At 65.0% G+C, this 14,905-nt stretch carries 14 protein-coding genes; 9 read left to right on the forward strand and 5 right to left on the reverse strand.

What is annotated here, in order from left to right; genetic code table 11:
- Positions 1-5 precede the first annotated feature (5 nt).
- Together CB0101_RS08030 and CB0101_RS08035 are read left to right on the forward strand one after the other, a co-directional pair.
- Positions 6-266: a MoaD/ThiS family protein gene (locus tag CB0101_RS08030; protein WP_029552827.1), complete on the forward strand. Its 261-nt coding sequence runs from the start codon at positions 6-8 to the stop codon at positions 264-266.
- 10 nt (positions 267-276) lie between these two features.
- Positions 277-729: a molybdenum cofactor biosynthesis protein MoaE gene (locus CB0101_RS08035; protein ID WP_010306023.1), complete on the forward strand. Its 453-nt coding sequence runs from the start codon at positions 277-279 to the stop codon at positions 727-729.
- 2 nt (positions 730-731) lie between these two features.
- Here the strand turns inward: CB0101_RS08035 and CB0101_RS08040 are convergent, their stop codons facing one another.
- Both CB0101_RS08040 and moaC read right to left on the reverse strand, forming a co-directional pair.
- On the reverse strand, positions 732-1,967 hold the full coding sequence (locus tag CB0101_RS08040) for a molybdopterin molybdotransferase MoeA (protein ID WP_010306027.1): 1,236 nt from the start codon (positions 1,965-1,967) through the stop codon (positions 732-734).
- Complete coding sequence (gene moaC / locus CB0101_RS08045; RefSeq protein ID WP_029552829.1) at positions 1,960-2,457, reverse strand: cyclic pyranopterin monophosphate synthase MoaC; 498 nt, start codon at positions 2,455-2,457, stop codon at positions 1,960-1,962. The genes CB0101_RS08040 and moaC overlap by 8 nt, the downstream gene beginning before the upstream one ends.
- Before the next feature lie 136 nt (positions 2,458-2,593).
- On the opposite strand from moaC, the gene CB0101_RS15390 reads away from it, so the two are divergent.
- The 5 genes from CB0101_RS15390 to CB0101_RS08065 all read left to right on the forward strand — a co-directional run bounded on the left by CB0101_RS15390 (position 2,594) and on the right by CB0101_RS08065 (position 8,079).
- Positions 2,594-2,734, forward strand: coding sequence for a hypothetical protein (locus tag CB0101_RS15390; RefSeq protein ID WP_010306037.1), 141 nt, complete (start codon positions 2,594-2,596; stop codon positions 2,732-2,734).
- 48 nt (positions 2,735-2,782) lie between these two features.
- Positions 2,783-4,039: a tetracycline resistance MFS efflux pump gene (locus tag CB0101_RS08050; RefSeq protein ID WP_010306041.1), complete on the forward strand. Its 1,257-nt coding sequence runs from the start codon at positions 2,783-2,785 to the stop codon at positions 4,037-4,039.
- Between the two features lie 36 nt (positions 4,040-4,075).
- Entirely contained in the window at positions 4,076-6,214 is a 2,139-nt protein-coding gene (gene ppk1, locus CB0101_RS08055; protein WP_029552831.1) for a polyphosphate kinase 1, read from the forward strand.
- A gap of 211 nt (positions 6,215-6,425) precedes the next feature.
- Complete coding sequence (locus CB0101_RS08060; RefSeq protein ID WP_010306049.1) at positions 6,426-7,391, forward strand: RpoD/SigA family RNA polymerase sigma factor; 966 nt, start codon at positions 6,426-6,428, stop codon at positions 7,389-7,391.
- Between the two features lie 10 nt (positions 7,392-7,401).
- Complete coding sequence (locus CB0101_RS08065) at positions 7,402-8,079, forward strand: diacylglycerol/polyprenol kinase family protein (RefSeq protein WP_010306053.1); 678 nt, start codon at positions 7,402-7,404, stop codon at positions 8,077-8,079.
- 4 nt (positions 8,080-8,083) lie between these two features.
- Here the strand turns inward: CB0101_RS08065 and CB0101_RS08070 are convergent, their stop codons facing one another.
- On the reverse strand, positions 8,084-8,416 hold the full coding sequence (locus CB0101_RS08070) for a hypothetical protein (RefSeq protein ID WP_010306057.1): 333 nt from the start codon (positions 8,414-8,416) through the stop codon (positions 8,084-8,086).
- Between the two features lie 134 nt (positions 8,417-8,550).
- Positions 8,551-9,624, reverse strand: coding sequence for a 3-deoxy-7-phosphoheptulonate synthase (locus CB0101_RS08075; RefSeq protein ID WP_010306061.1), 1,074 nt, complete (start codon positions 9,622-9,624; stop codon positions 8,551-8,553).
- A 140-nt stretch (positions 9,625-9,764) separates the two neighbouring features.
- Here CB0101_RS08075 and acnB point away from each other — a divergent pair, with 140 nt between their 5' ends.
- Both acnB and CB0101_RS08085 read left to right on the forward strand, forming a co-directional pair.
- Positions 9,765-12,380: a bifunctional aconitate hydratase 2/2-methylisocitrate dehydratase gene (gene acnB / locus CB0101_RS08080; RefSeq protein ID WP_010306066.1), complete on the forward strand. Its 2,616-nt coding sequence runs from the start codon at positions 9,765-9,767 to the stop codon at positions 12,378-12,380.
- 7 nt (positions 12,381-12,387) lie between these two features.
- Complete coding sequence (locus CB0101_RS08085; protein WP_010306069.1) at positions 12,388-13,761, forward strand: ClC family H(+)/Cl(-) exchange transporter; 1,374 nt, start codon at positions 12,388-12,390, stop codon at positions 13,759-13,761.
- A gap of 15 nt (positions 13,762-13,776) precedes the next feature.
- On the opposite strand, the gene CB0101_RS08090 is transcribed toward CB0101_RS08085, so the two are convergent.
- The gene (locus CB0101_RS08090; protein WP_010306070.1) at positions 13,777-14,853 is read right to left on the reverse strand and encodes a hypothetical protein; all 1,077 of its coding nucleotides are present in this window, start codon (positions 14,851-14,853) and stop codon (positions 13,777-13,779) included.
- Between the last annotated feature and the right edge of the window lie 52 nt (positions 14,854-14,905).

Here is a 14,905-nt window from a genome sequence, read left to right on the forward strand (position 1 = left end):
GCCCCATGGGTGAAGCACTGGCGAACGGGATCCGCATTTGCTTGTTCGCCGGGCTCAGGGAGCAGGCGGGCTGGGCTGAGCAGCACGTGCCCGTAGCAGCAGCCGCGCAGGAACCACTCACCCCCGAGCACCTCTGGAACAGCCTGCAACTGCCAGGTGCCTTGAGCAGCGTGCGCATCGCCATCAACCACCAGTTCGCCGACCCGCAGACCCCGCTTCAACCCGGCGATGAGCTGGCCTTTCTGCCTCCCATCAGTGGGGGCTGAGGCCACAGCCATGCCGCTGCGCATCACGCTTCACACCACGGCGTTCGAGCCCCTGGAGGCTTTGGCCCAGTGGCAACAGGAGCTCTTGAACGGGGGACAGACCCCCAGCGCAGCCGAGAGCCTGTTCATCGGCCGGGTGCGCGGCGAAGCGGCCGATGGCGGTGCCCTTGCGGCCCTCGAGCTCGAGCACTACCCCGGCATGACCGAACGACAACTGGAGCAGCTGGCCCAGGGCTGCATGGCGCGCCATGGCGCCCTCAGCTGCCTGATCCAGCACCGCATCGGCCGCGTGCTCCCGGGGGAAGCCATCGTGCTGGTGGCCATCGGCGCCGATCGCCGCGGCCCCGCCCAGCGCTGTTGCCAGGAGCTGCTCGAAGCGCTGAAGCACGACGCACCCTTCTGGAAACGCGAGTGGCACGCCGATGGCCGCAGCACCTGGATCACCGGCAACACGCCGTTGTGAACTCAGAGCAGCGGCAACCGCAACAGCTGCGCCCACAGCTCTGTACCCGCCTCCAGGGCCCCCAGCTCCGCCGGGATCTCCAACAGCAGATCAGCGCCGGATAACGAGCCGATGCGCGAAGAGGCCTGCGATCCCTCCACCCGGGCCCAGAGCCCACCATCGGGCGCCACCACCAGCTGGGCCCGCGCCAGTTCAGGTCGGCCGGCACCACGGCGCAAGGCTGCCTCCAGGCGCACCTTCAGCCGCGGCAACGGCTCCGGCTCAGCGCCCTCCAGCTTTTGCAACGCCGGCCAGAGCAGCTGCAAGGCCGTGATCGCCGCAGCCACCGGATTACCCGGCAACCCAAAGAAGGGCACCCCTGCCACCTGCCCCCAGGCAAACGGCCGCCCGGGCTTGAGAAACAGCTTCCAGAAGCGCACCTGCCCCAGCTCTTCCACAAGCGGGCGAATCCAGTCGCTGTCGCCGGCGGACACGCCGCCGGTGCTCACCACCACATCACAATCCGCCGCCAACTCCTGCAGGGCCTGGCGCAAGGGCTCCGGCTGATCCACCACCACCCTCTGCTGCGCCACCGCATATCCCAACCGCTGCAGCAACGCGCTGAGAAGCGCGGAATTGCTCTCCCAGATCTGGCCTGGCCCGCGCACCTCACCGGGTGGCAGCAGCTCATCACCGCTGATCAGCAGACCAATCCGGGGCCGGCGCATCACGCTGAGCTCGCGCACCCCACAACTGGCCAGCCGCCCCAGCTCGGCCACCCCCAACCGCTGGCCAGCCGCCACCAGCTCCTGGCCAGGGGCCGCTTCCTCCTGCGGGGAGCGAATCCAGGGGTTCGGCCCGCAGGGTTTCAGCAGCTCCAGTTGATCGCCTTGAGCGGCCATCAACTCCTGGGGCAACACCCGTTCACTGCCCTCCGGCACCACGGCGCCGGTGAGGATGCGCACCGCTTCACCTCCCTCAAGCCTGGCGCCGAAGGGCGCACCGGCTGCCGAAACCCCAACCAAACGCCAACGGGCACCGGGCTGGGGCTGCTCGCTTCCGGCGATGGCGTAGCCGTCCATGATCGAGGCGCGAAACCCGGGCACGGCCGCAGCCGCCTGCACAGCCCCGGCCGTGATGCGCCCCAGGGCAACGGACAACGGCACCATTTCCGAGAGGCCCGTGGGTTGCAGCGCTTCGAGGATCTGAAGGCGGGCCTGCTCCAGCGGCAGCCCTTCGCGGCCGTAGGGCTCAGTCATCGCGCTGCCAGTCGCCATGGCGACCGCCGCTCTTGCTGAGCAAGCGCACGCCGCTGATGGTCATCGCCGGATCGGCGGATTTGAGCATGTCGTAAAGGGTGAGCAGGCCCACTTGCACCGCCGTGAGCGCCTCCATCTCCACCCCGGTGCTGCCGGTGGTGCGGGCACTGGCCTCCAACCGCAACCCAGAGCCATCCGCGCTGGGCTCAATCACCACCTCCACACCGCTAAGTGCAATCGGATGGCACAGCGGAATCAACTCCCAGGTGCGCTTGGCCGCCTGGATCGCCGCCACCCTGGCCACGGCCAGCACGTCGCCTTTGGGCGCTCGGCCCTCCATCACCAACGCCAACACCTCCGGGCGCATGTGGATGCATCCCTCGGCCCGCGCCTCCCTGCGCGTGCTGGGCCGTTCGCCCACCTCCACCATGTGCACCTCGCCCGTGGCCTTGAGGTGCGTGAGCGAGAGGGGTGGCGGCTCCGGCGGCATGGATGAAGCGGCAGGGATCAAGCCACCATCCTGATCGGCATCACCAACCTGGCCGAGCAAAACCAAAATCTTTCCGAACAGGGTGGAACCAACCGGACAACACCTTTACGTTTCCGATCACGCTGAAGGTCGAAACATGCTCGTGAAAAGTGGGAATGGCTCCATTTCGATGGTGGGTGGGTTTGTGATGAGCGCGCCCCAACAGCACAACCAGCACCGTGCAACCAGCAACGGCTTTGCTCTGCTGCTGAGCCAACTGCTCAAGCGCCTGCGTTGACCGCCGCATTCCGCATGGGAAGGTGAGCCCACACCTGGGCCCATCCCCATGCGCTGGAGCCGCCCCTCCACCAGCCTCTGCGCGTTCGTCACGCTGCTCAACGACCGGCTGGGCGAGAGCATCGTGTTTCCGCTGCTGCCGTTCCTGCTGGCGAGCTTCACCAGCAACGGCCGCACCCTGGGTCTGCTGGCGGGCAGCTACGCCCTGGCCCAGTTCGCCTTCACACCGCTGATCGGCGCCCTGAGCGACCGCTACGGCCGCAAACCGGTGATCGCCGCCTGCGTCGCTGGGTCCGTGCTGGGGCTCGGGCTGTTCGCCATCACCCTCAGCATTGATTGGCAGGCCATCCCCTGGGCCGCCGGCAGCCTGATTCCTCTGGCGCTGCTGTTTGGCGGGCGGCTGATCGATGGTGTGAGCGGCGGCACCGCCGCCACCGCTGGCGCCGTGCTGGCCGACATCTCCACTCCGGAAAATCGAGCCAAAGCCTTCGGCTTGATCGGCGTGGCTTTTGGCCTGGGCTTCATCCTCGGGCCCGCCTTCGGAGGGGTGCTGGCGGGCTTCAACGTCACCCTGCCGGTGTGGGTCGCCACCGGCTTTGCCGTGATGAACCTGCTGCTGGTGCTCACCGTGCTGCCGGAAACCCATCCGCCGGAAGCCCGTCAGGCGATGCCGCGCAAACGGGATCTCAATCCCTTGGTGGCCCTCAAACGGGTGTTCACCAACCCTCAGGTCCGCCGCCTCTGCGCTGCCTTTTTCCTGTTCTTTCTGGCATTCAACGGCTTTACCGCCGTGCTGGTGCTCTATTTCAAACAGGTGTTCAACTGGGGGCCTGGACTGGCCACAACAGCCTTCCTGGTGGTGGGCGTGGTGGCCACGGTGGTGCAGGGCGGCCTGATCGGCCCGCTGGTCAACCGCTTCGGTGAATACCGGCTCACCCTGGCGGGCCTCGGCTTTGTGATCGTGGGCTGCCTGCTGATTCCCCTGGCCCGAAACAACAACGCCGCCGCAGTGGTGTTCAGCGCTGTGGCGATCCTGGCCCTGGGCACGGGCCTGGTCACCCCGAGCCTGCGGGCGCTGGTGTCGCGCCGGCTGGGCGACAGCGGTCAGGGCGCAGCCCTGGGCAGCCTGCAGGGTCTGCAGAGCCTGGGCAGCTTCATCGGGCCACCCCTCGCGGGCCTCAGCTACGACCTCCTGGGCCAGCGCAGCCCCTTCTGGCTGGGGATCGCCGTGCTGGTGGGTGTGGCGTCGCTGGTGGCAGGCGGCCTGCCGTCAAGCGGGGAGCGCACGCAAAACAGCGCCGTGTGATTGCTAATTTGCACCGACAGGTTGATTGGTGCCGAATTGGCTGAACCCGCAGTAGCCCCGGAGCTTTACATCAACCGGGAGCTCAGCTGGGTGGCCTTCAATCAGCGGGTGTTGGCCCAGGCGCTGAGCGAGCACACGCCACTGCTGGAGCAGGCGAAATTCAGCGCCATTTTCAGCAACAACCTCGACGAATTTTTCATGGTGCGTGTGGCTTCGTTGAAGTCACAGATCGAGGCGGGCGTTCAAAGCCTCAGCGACGACGGCCTCACCCCCAGCCAGCAGCTGGCCAAGGTGCGCGAAGCACTGGCACCGCTGCTCAGCCAGCAGCAGGCCCACTACCGCCACTACCTCAAGCACCAGCTGGCGGAAGCCGGCGTGCACCTGATCGACTACGCCAGGCTCAACAAGAAGCAGCAGCAGTGGATCAACACCTACTTCCAAAACGCCATCTTCCCGGTCCTCACCCCGCTGGCGGTGGACCCGGCCCATCCCTTCCCCTTCATCAGCAACCTCAGTCTCAACATTGCGGCGCTGATTCGTGATCCCGAATCAGGCCAACAACAGTTCGCCCGGGTGAAGGTGCCGCAGAAAAACCTGCCGCGCTTTGTGCAACTGCCCGTGGAGCTGAGCGACCACGAACCCACTCCGATTTATACGGCCGTTCCCCTTGAGCAAGTGGTGGCCTTCAACCTGCAACTGCTCTTCCCCGGCATGACCGTGGAGGGGCACTACTTCTTCCGCGTCACCCGCGACGCCGACCTGGAGCTGCGCGATCTAGAGGCCGACGATCTGATGGAGGCCCTGCAGCAGGGCCTGCGCAAGCGGCGCATGGGCGGTGAAGTGGTGCGATTGGAAGTCGCCGACGAAATGCCACAAGACGTGGTGGATCTCCTGCTGGAGGGCACCGGCGTGGAACCGGCGGACCTCTACCGCATCAACGGGCCGCTGGGTCTCGACGACCTGATGAGCCTGATGGGCGTGCCGCTGCCCAAGCTCAAAGACAAGCCCCATCGCGGCCGAACCCCCGCCGCCCTGGCCCGCGCCCAAAAAAGCCTGCTGGAAGACGGCTCGATCAAAGCCGAAGAATTCGAGAGCATCTTCTCGGTGCTGCGCCGAGGGGATGTGCTGCTGCACCACCCCTTCGATCTGTTCTCCACCTCCGTGGAGGAGTTCATCAATCAGGCCGCCGACGATCCCTCGGTGCTCGCCATCAAGATGACGCTCTACCGGGTGTCGAAAGACTCCCCAATTATCGCCGCCCTGATCCGAGCCGCCGAAAACGGCAAGCAGGTGATGGCTCTGGTGGAGCTCAAGGCCCGCTTTGACGAGGACAACAACATCCAGTGGGCCCGGCAGCTGGAGCGCTCCGGCGTTCACGTGGTGTACGGGGTGATCGGCCTCAAGACCCACACCAAAATCACCCTGGTGGTGCGCAAGGAAAAGGAACGGCTTCGCAGCTACTGCCACATCGCCACCGGCAACTACAACTCCCGCACCTCCACCCTGTACACCGATCTCGGGCTGCTCTCAGCACGCCCTGAGCTGGGGCAGGACCTAGCGGAGCTGTTCAACTACCTCACCGGCTTCTCCAAACAGCAGGAATTCCGCCGCTTGCTCGTGGCCCCTGTAACCCTGCGGCGACGCATGCAGGAGTTGATTGAGCGCGAAACCGAACATGCGCTGGCCGGACGCCCTGCCTCGATCAAGGCCAAGATGAACGCCCTGGTGGATCCGGCGATCATCGCCAGGCTCTATGCAGCATCCCAGGCCGGCGTGCAGATCGATCTGGTGGTGCGCGGCATGTGCAGCCTGCGTCCAGGGGTGGAGGGCGTGAGCGACAACATCCGCGTCTCGAGCGTGATCGGTCGCTTTCTTGAGCACTCACGTCTCTTCTGGTTCGCCAATGGCGGCGACCACGAGATGTTCATCGGCAGTGCCGACTGGATGGGCCGCAACCTGGACCGCCGCGTGGAAGCCGTGGTTCCGATCGAAGATCCAGGCCTCCATCAGAAGCTGCTGCGCCTGATCGATGCCTATCTCGCCGACAACTGCACCGCCTGGGACATGCAGGCCGATGGCCGTTTCGTGCGGCGCATCCCCGACGAGGAAAACGTGGCCGTTCAAGCCGATTTAATTGAGGGCTGGCACCGCAACTTGAGCAGCAGCGACAACTAGCTGTCATCACCGATACAACCAGAAAGAAATACCGATGAAAATGCTGCGGTAAATCTTCCGATTCGCTGCAGTCTCGAGTTAGCAAAAGTGCTACATTCCGGCCAAATCAATGTGAGATCGGGGCTGCGGGCATGTCTCACCGCTCCAAAACATCTCCTCCACGCTCCACCGCCCAGCCCACCGCCACCGGCCTCAACGCCATTTCAACGCCATGGACGCCAACAACAGCACTGCTTCCGGGCCGTCGAGCAACAGATCAACCCCTCGATATGGCGCATCACGTCAGGGAGGTCGCCTCAGTGCTGATTCGATCGGCTGGTATCTGAGCAACATCGGCCGGGTGCCACTGCTCACCGCCGCTGAAGAGATCGAACTGGCGCATCACGTGCAACTGATGAAGCAGCTCCAGGAGCTGCCCAGCGATCAACTCACCCCGCGGCAAAAACACCAGATCCGCATGGGCTGCCGGGCCCGCGATCGCATGATGGCGGCCAACCTGCGCCTGGTGGTGAGCGTGGCGAAGAAATATCAGAACCAAGGCCTCGAACTGCTGGATCTGGTGCAAGAAGGCGCCATCGGCCTGGAGCGTGCGGTCGACAAATTCGATCCCGCCATGGGCTACAAGTTCTCCACCTATGCCTATTGGTGGATCCGTCAGGGCATGACCCGGGCCATCGACAACAGCGCCCGCACCATCCGCCTGCCAATTCACGTGAGCGAGAAGCTCTCCAAGATGCGCCGCATCACCCGAGAGCTCTCCCATCGCTTCGGCCGGCAACCGAATCGGCTCGAGCTGGCCCACGCCATGGGCATGCAGCCGGAAGAACTCGAAGATCTGATCTCCCAGAGCGCCCCCTGCGCCTCCCTCGATGCCCATGCCCGCGGAGACGACGACCGCAGCACCCTGGGCGAACTGATCGCCGATCCCAACAGCAATGAGTCCATGGATTCCATGGACCGCAACCTGCAGAAGGAGCATCTCGGCACCTGGCTCTCCCAGCTCAACGAGCGGGAGCGGCGGATCATCGAACTGCGCTTCGGCCTCGAGGGCCAGGAACCCCTCACCCTGGCCGAGATCGGCCGGCAGATCAATGTTTCCCGCGAGCGGGTACGCCAGCTGGAGGCCAAGGCCATCCTCAAGCTGCGCATGATGACCAATTATCAGCAGGCTGCCTAAGCCCGCGCCGTTGACCTCGGTTCTCTTTCAACAGCTCACCGGCATCGCCGTTGTGCTTCTTTGGCTCGCCGTTGTGGTGAGCATCGCTCTCGCCGTTCGCCATTACTTCCCCGATCAGCGGGAATGGAGCCGCAAGGTGGTGCACATCGGAACTGGCCCGGTGGTGCTGCTGGCCTGGGCACTCGGCATTGGTCGTGGGGTGGCCCTGCCAGCCGCCATCGCCGTCACCTTGGCCACAGCGCTCAACCACCGCTTCAGGCTGCTGCCCGCCGTAGAAGATGTGGGCCGCCATAGCTACGGCACGATCGCCTATGGCGCTTCGATCGCGATCTTGCTTGCGCTGTTCTGGCCGGCTCAACCGCTGGCGGTGGCAGCGGGGGTGCTGGTAATGGCAATCGGCGATGGCCTGGCGGGCCTGATCGGACCGCAGCTGCGCTCACCCCGCTGGCGCGTGCTCGGTCAGGGGAAATCGCTGGCCGGCACCCTGGCCATGGCCGGCGGCGCCCTGGTGGTGCTGATCGTGTTGCAGTGGATGGCCCACGGCCAGGGCCTGGCCGCCCCCGCCCTGCCCAACCTGATCTGGATGGCCCTGGTGGCCACAGCCCTGGAGCAGCTCAGCGGCTTTGGCCTCGACAACCTCAGCGTTCCCCTCAGCGCTGGCCTGCTCTGGCAGCACTGGGCCACCTAGACCGTCAGGCCAACAGCATCGCTTCGCAACGCCGCTCCCAGTCGTGCTGTGTGCCCAGGCCAGCCACCAGGCGCCGATCATCGGGCTCCGCCACCAAGCGCAGCTGCCACTGGCGGATGGCTTCGGCACGCTCCAGCCACACATCCACCACGGTGCTGTGGATGCGATCACGCTCCCAACCGCGCCCCTGAGCCGTGTCCAGCGCCCACTCCAGCAACGCATCCAGTTGAAACGGCCGAAAGCCAGCAAAGGCAGGCCCCTGGCTCACACTGCTCTGCTCGAGATAAAAGAGCTGCAAAGGATCAGACACGCCACAAAACTGCAGGAGATAGGTCATCAGCAGACCCCCTGATTGCGTCTTTCCAAACACTACCCAGCGCACCCCGGAGCGCTGTTCAGCTCAAACAGTTTGCAAACTCACAGTGAATTAGCACTCGCAACACGAGAGTGCTAATTCATCTCTTCACTGGCTCAAACCGCAGCCACAGCCTTGCCTTGAGCGTGGGCAACAGCCCCGGCCAGTTCCGCCAGCACCTCGCGGGTCACGCCGAGATCAATGCAGGCATCGGTGATGCTCTGGCCGTAAGTGAGCTGCGAGAGATCCGCCGGGATCTTCTGGTTACCAGCCACCAGATGGCTCTCGATCATCACGCCCATCACATGGCGTGAGCCAGCGCGCAGCTGCTCCGCCACCGCCGCGGCCACCTCGCCCTGACGGCGGTAGTCCTTGTTGGAGTTGCCGTGGCTGCAATCCACCATCACCCGTGCGGGCAGGCCGTCTTTCTCCAGGGCCGCCGCCGCCGCTTCGATCGCTTCCGTGTGGAAATTGGTGCCCTGCTTACCGCCCCGCAGCACCAGGTGGCCATCGGGGTTGCCGGTGGTGGTCACGATCGCGGCGCTGCCGTCTTTGTTGATGCCCAGGAAATGGTGGGGGCGTGCAGCAGCCTCCATCGCATTGATGGCGGTGCTGGCGCTGCCATCGGTGCCGTTTTTAAAGCCGATCGGCATCGAGAGCCCCGAGGCCATTTCGCGGTGGGTCTGGCTCTCGGTGGTGCGTGCACCAATCGCAGTCCAACTGATCAGATCGGCGATGTACTGGGGCACCACCGGATCCAGCAGCTCCGTAGCGGCCGGTAGGCCCATCTCCGCCAGATGCAGCAGCAGGCCGCGGGCCAGCTTCAAGCCGGTGTTGATGTCGTAGCTGCCATCGAGGTGGGGGTCATTGATCAGGCCCTTCCAACCCACGGTGGTGCGGGGCTTCTCGAAATACACACGCATCACCACCTCCAGCTGATCGCGGTGGCGCTCGTGCTCTTGGGCAATGGCGGCCGCATACTCCTTGGCGGCGTCCACGTCGTGCACCGAGCAGGGGCCGACGATCACTAGCAAGCGCTGGTCGTCGCCCCGGAGGATCGCCTTGATCCGCTCGCGCGCCTCACGCACCGTGGCCGCCGCTCCATCACCCAGGGGCAGCTCGCGGTGCAGCAGCGCCGGCGCCACCAGGGGCCTGGTTTCCACCACGTGGAGATCAGAGGTGGAGATCATGCCGGCAGCCGCGCAGGGGCAGGGGGATAGGGAAGCCTAAAAGCCCGATTGCAGCCGTTGTCACCAGAGCAAGGCAGGGCGGCAAAGAACAATGGGTGTCACGTCACAGTTCGTCAGGTCCGCAGGGGCCCCTTACGCCGATGGTTGCCAGCAGCTTCCTTGCCGAGTACCGCGCCGCCGCTGCGGAACGTGAAGCCCTGGGAATCCCGGCCCTGCCGCTCACAGCCGCCCAGTGCCAGGACCTCACGGAGCTGCTGCAGGCACCGCCCACCGGAGAAGAGACCTTCCTGCTGCACCTGCTCTCCGAGCGCATCCCGCCCGGTGTGGATGAAGCCGCCTACGTGAAGGCTGACTGGCTGAGCGCCGTGGCCCAGGGCAAGACCACCAGCCCGCTGGTGAGCCCTGTGGAGGCGGTGAACCTGCTCGCCACCATGATCGGCGGCTACAACGTGGGCGCGCTGATCGAGCTGCTCTCGAGCAGTGATACCGCCATCGCCGAGGCCGCCGCCACGGGCCTCAGCCGCACCCTGCTCGTTTACGACGCCTACAACGATGTGCTGGAGCTGGCCTCCAGCAACGCTTACGCCAAGCGGGTGATCGACAGCTGGGCCAATGCCGAGTGGTTCACCGCCAAGCCGGAGCTGCCCGCGGAGATCACCGTGACGGTGTTCAAGGTGGAGGGCGAAACCAACACCGACGATCTGTCGCCGGCCACCCACGCCACCACCCGCCCCGACATCCCCCTGCACGCCACGGCGATGCTGGAAACCCGCATGCCCGGCGGCCTTGAGCTGATCAGCCAGCTGAAGCAGAAGGGCCACCCCGTGGCCTACGTGGGCGATGTGGTGGGCACCGGCAGCTCCCGCAAATCCGCCATCAACTCGGTGCTCTGGCACACCGGCACCGACATCCCCCATGTGCCCAACAAGCGCAGCGGCGGCGTGGTGCTCGGCGGCAAGATCGCCCCGATCTTCTTCAACACCGCTGAAGACTCCGGCGCCCTGCCGATCGAGTGCGACGTGACCGCCCTCAACAGCGGTGATGTGATCACGATCCGCCCCTACGCCGGCACGATCGAGCGCGCCGCCAGTGAAGCGAAGGCTGGCGAGATCGTGGCCCGCTTCGAGCTCAAGCCCAGCACGATCACCGATGAGGTGCGCGCCGGCGGCCGCATCCCGCTGCTGATCGGCCGCTCGCTAACCGACAAAGTGCGCGCCCAGCTGGGCCTCCCCGCCAGCGATCTGTTCATCCGCCCCACGGCCCCGGCCGACAGCGGCAAGGGCTTCACCCTGGCCCAAAAGATGGTGGGCAAGGCCTGCGGCCTGGCGGGTGTGCGCCCCGGCACCAGCTGCGAGCCGCTGATGACCACCGTGGGCTCCCAGGACACCACCGGGCCGATGACCCGCGATGAGATGAAGGAGCTGGCCTGCCTGGGCTTCTCCGCCGATCTGGTGATGCAGAGCTTCTGCCACACCGCGGCCTATCCAAAGCCGGTGGACCTCAAAACCCACGCCGAGCTGCCCGACTTCATCAGCTCTCGCGGCGGCGTGGCCCTGCGCCCCGGCGACGGCATCATCCACAGCTGGCTGAACCGCATGCTGATGCCCGACACCGTGGGCACCGGCGGCGACAGCCACACCCGCTTCCCCCTGGGCATCTCCTTCCCAGCCGGATCAGGCCTGGTGGCCTTCGCGGCCGCCATCGGCGCCATGCCGCTCGACATGCCCGAATCGGTGCTGGTGAAGTTCTCCGGCTCCCTGCAGCCGGGCGTAACCCTGCGGGATGTGGTGAACGCGATCCCCTACGTGGCGATCCAGCAGGGGCTGCTCACCGTGGAGAAGGCCGGCAAGAAAAACATCTTCAGCGGCCGGATCATGGAGATCGAAGGATTGCCCAATCTGAAGCTCGAGCAGGCGTTCGAGCTCACCGATGCCACCGCCGAGCGCTCCTGCGCCGGCAGCACCATCAAGCTCTCGGTGGACACCGTGAGCGAATACCTGCGCAGCAACGTGGCGCTGCTCAAAAACATGATTGCCCGGGGCTACAGCGATGAGCGCACCCTGGCCCGCCGCATCAAGGCGATGGAGGCCTGGCTGGCCAACCCGGTGCTGATGGAGGCCGACGCCGACGCCGAGTACGCCGCGGTGATCGAGATCAACCTCGATGAGATCACCGAGCCGATCCTGGCCTGCCCCAACGACCCCGACAACGTGAAGACCCTGAGCGAGGTGGCGGGCGATCGCATCGATGAGGTGTTCATCGGCTCCTGCATGACCAACATCGGCCACTACCGCGCCGCCGCCACGGTGCTCGAGGGCCAGGGCGAGAACAGCGCCCGCCTCTGGGTGTGCCCGCCCACCCGCATGGATGAGGAGATGCTCAAGCAGGAGGGCTACTACGCCATCTTCGAGAAGGCAGGCTCCCGCATGGAGATGCCCGGCTGCTCGCTCTGCATGGGCAACCAGGCCCGCGTGGAAGACAACACCACCGTGTTCTCCACCAGCACCCGCAACTTCAACAACCGCCTCGGCAACGGCGCCCAGGTGTACCTGGGCAGCGCTGAACTCGCTGCGGTGTGTGCCCAGTTGGGCCGGATCCCCAGCAAGGAGCAATACCTGGCGATTGCCGCCGCCAAGATCGATCCCCGCGGCGCCGAGCTCTACCGCTACCTCAACTTCGATCAGATCGAAGGTTTTGAAGACAGCGGTCGTGTGGTGAGCGCGGAGCAGGAAGCCAAGGTGCTGGCGGAGGTCTGATCGGTCCTTGCTCGGCAACCGCCTCCCGCTGGACCCTCAAGCCTGGAGGGCCAGCCGCAACCTTGAGCGACTGATTCAGCAGCGCTGGCCAGCCGTGTTCATCACACTGCTGGTCACTTCGCTGGGGGCGGCCGTCACCGGCTTGCTGTTCAAAACCGGCGTGGGCTGGCTGGGTAGCTGGCGGCTGCGCTTGCTGGAGGTGGCCAGCCCCTGGCTGGTGCTGCCGTTGCTCGGCGCCATGGGCGGTGCCTTGTCGGGTCTGCTGGTGCAGCAGTTAGCCCCTGCCGCCGCTGGCTCGGGCATCCCGCACGTGATGCGATTTCTGGCCCGTCAACGGGTGCCCATGCAGCTGCGGGTCGCCGTAGTGAAACTCGTGGCCGGCATCGTGGCCATCGGCAGCGGCTTCCCCCTCGGGCCGGAAGGCCCCTCAGTGCAGATGGGCAGCTCGGTGGGCTGGCAGATGGCGCGCTGGTTCAAAGCGCCGCCATCACTGATGCGCGTGATCGTGGCCGCCGGAGGCGGCGCCGGGATTGCCGCCGTGTTCAACGCCCCCCTGGGCGGCTTCTTCTATGCGATCGAAGAACTGTTGCGGCAATCCGGCCCCGTGCTGCTTCTGTTGGTGATGAGCACCGCGTTCCTGGGCAGCTTCTGGGCCGATCTGATGGGCCTGGCCGGGATGGGCAGCAAGGCCGCTGGGATGGGACACGAAGGCTTTCGGCTGGTGAGCGAGTACAACCCCGATCTCACCTTCATGCCTCTGGATCTGATTTATCTCGTGGTTTTGGGGGCGGCTGTTGCCTTGCTGGCCGAGCTCTACAGCCGCTACGTGGTCACGATGCAACGACTGGGCGTGCGTTGGTTTCCCGACCAACTGGTGCTGCGCATGATGCTGGGCGGCCTGATGATCGGGCTGGTGTACGCCGCACTGCCCGACGACTTCCGCAACACCGCGGCACTGCAACACGCCATTGCCGATGGCCACGTGGATGTAAGCAAAGCCGCAGGCATTTTTACGTTGCTGTTCTTTGGCACAGGCCTAGCCGCCTCCACGGGGGCGCCTGGCGGCCTGTTCGCTCCGATGCTCACCTTGGGTGGCGCACTTGGACTGATCGCCGCAGGGTGGGCGGAGGCCGCCACTGGCCATGCACCCACCACGTTTGTCTTCGCTGGCATGGCTGCCTTCATCGCGGCCTGCTCGCGCACACCGATCACAGCTGTGTTCCTGGTGTTTGCCCTCACCAAGAACCTTTTGATCCTGAAACCGCTACTGGTTTGCGCCGTCGCCAGCACCGTGATGGCGAGCATCCTGCACGAGCAATCGATCTACAAACGCCAGCTGAAGCTGATGGGCACCCTCAAGCCCTTGCTTCCATCACGCTGAAGGCAGCCTCGGCCGTCAGGTCAGCGGTGGTTGGGCGACAAAATCCAAGGGTGTCAGGCCGCCGTTGCCATCGGGATAGTTCGCGAAGCCCACGGTGACCTGGCCAAATTGTGAGTTGGCCGTTGTGAGCACACTCGCCTCCTGGTCACTGCTGCGGGTCACCTTCAGATCACGCCAATGGGCATCGGATTTGAAATCGCCTTGCTTGTTGCGCTTCACCGTGACAACGGAAGCGATCGCTGCATCACCTTTACGGTTCAACGCCACGCTGGTGGCAGGCAAGCGATAAGCGCCCCTCTTCGTGCGATAGATCCCCTCAAAATGGCTGATTAGATCTGTGCGCTCACGGTTGCGATAGGCAAAGCTGGTGTAGTGACTGAATCGGCCCGTGACGCTGTCGTAATCAATCAAGTAAGCCTCTCCCGAATCCACACGACTGTTACCGCGCTTGAGCCGCTCACCCGAGCCTCCAGCAATGGTGTAAGTGCCGTCTTCGTTATCCCAGATGCCATAGGCGGTGTGGGTCACCAAGGGATCACGTTGCCCCGGATATCGAATCAGGGTCTGTGCACCTGTCTCGAGATCAACAATGAAGGCGGTGGAACTCAAGCTGAAGTAACCAGTGAGATCATCCACATCAGCGTTGTCGGCATTCCCCACCGCCAATCCACCATCCACCGAATGCACAAAGGTGTATGTGCCTGGCGTACCCAGCTGCGTGATGCCCTGCACGCTCCGCCACCCATCTGCACTCGACCCATCCACGGCGCCGGTGTAGGCAAAACCAACGATGGCGGGATCCTCCGGTGTGGGGCTCGCACCGTTGAGATTGCGGGTGTAGGCGCCCACCAAATTGGCCTGGCCCGCCCCCAGATTGTCGGGGCCATATACGCTGGTACCAGCGGCAGCAAAGCTGTCGGGAACAGCCACGGTGCTCCAAACGCCGGATCCACTCACCCCATCACGAGCAACCGCATCCAGCGGCCCCTGGTAAACCAAACCCACGGGCGTTGGGCCGGGTGAGTTGTTGGCACCCACCAAGAGATAGGTGCCAGGAAGATCGCCGCCTTTGATCCCCTGAAGGTAAGTCACAACCCCTGAGCTATTGCCAGGGTTGTATTGAAAGGGGGATGTGACCTTCAGA

This window comes from Synechococcus sp. CB0101 (genome assembly GCF_000179235.2).
In the GTDB taxonomy this organism is placed as follows: domain Bacteria; phylum Cyanobacteriota; class Cyanobacteriia; order PCC-6307; family Cyanobiaceae; genus Vulcanococcus.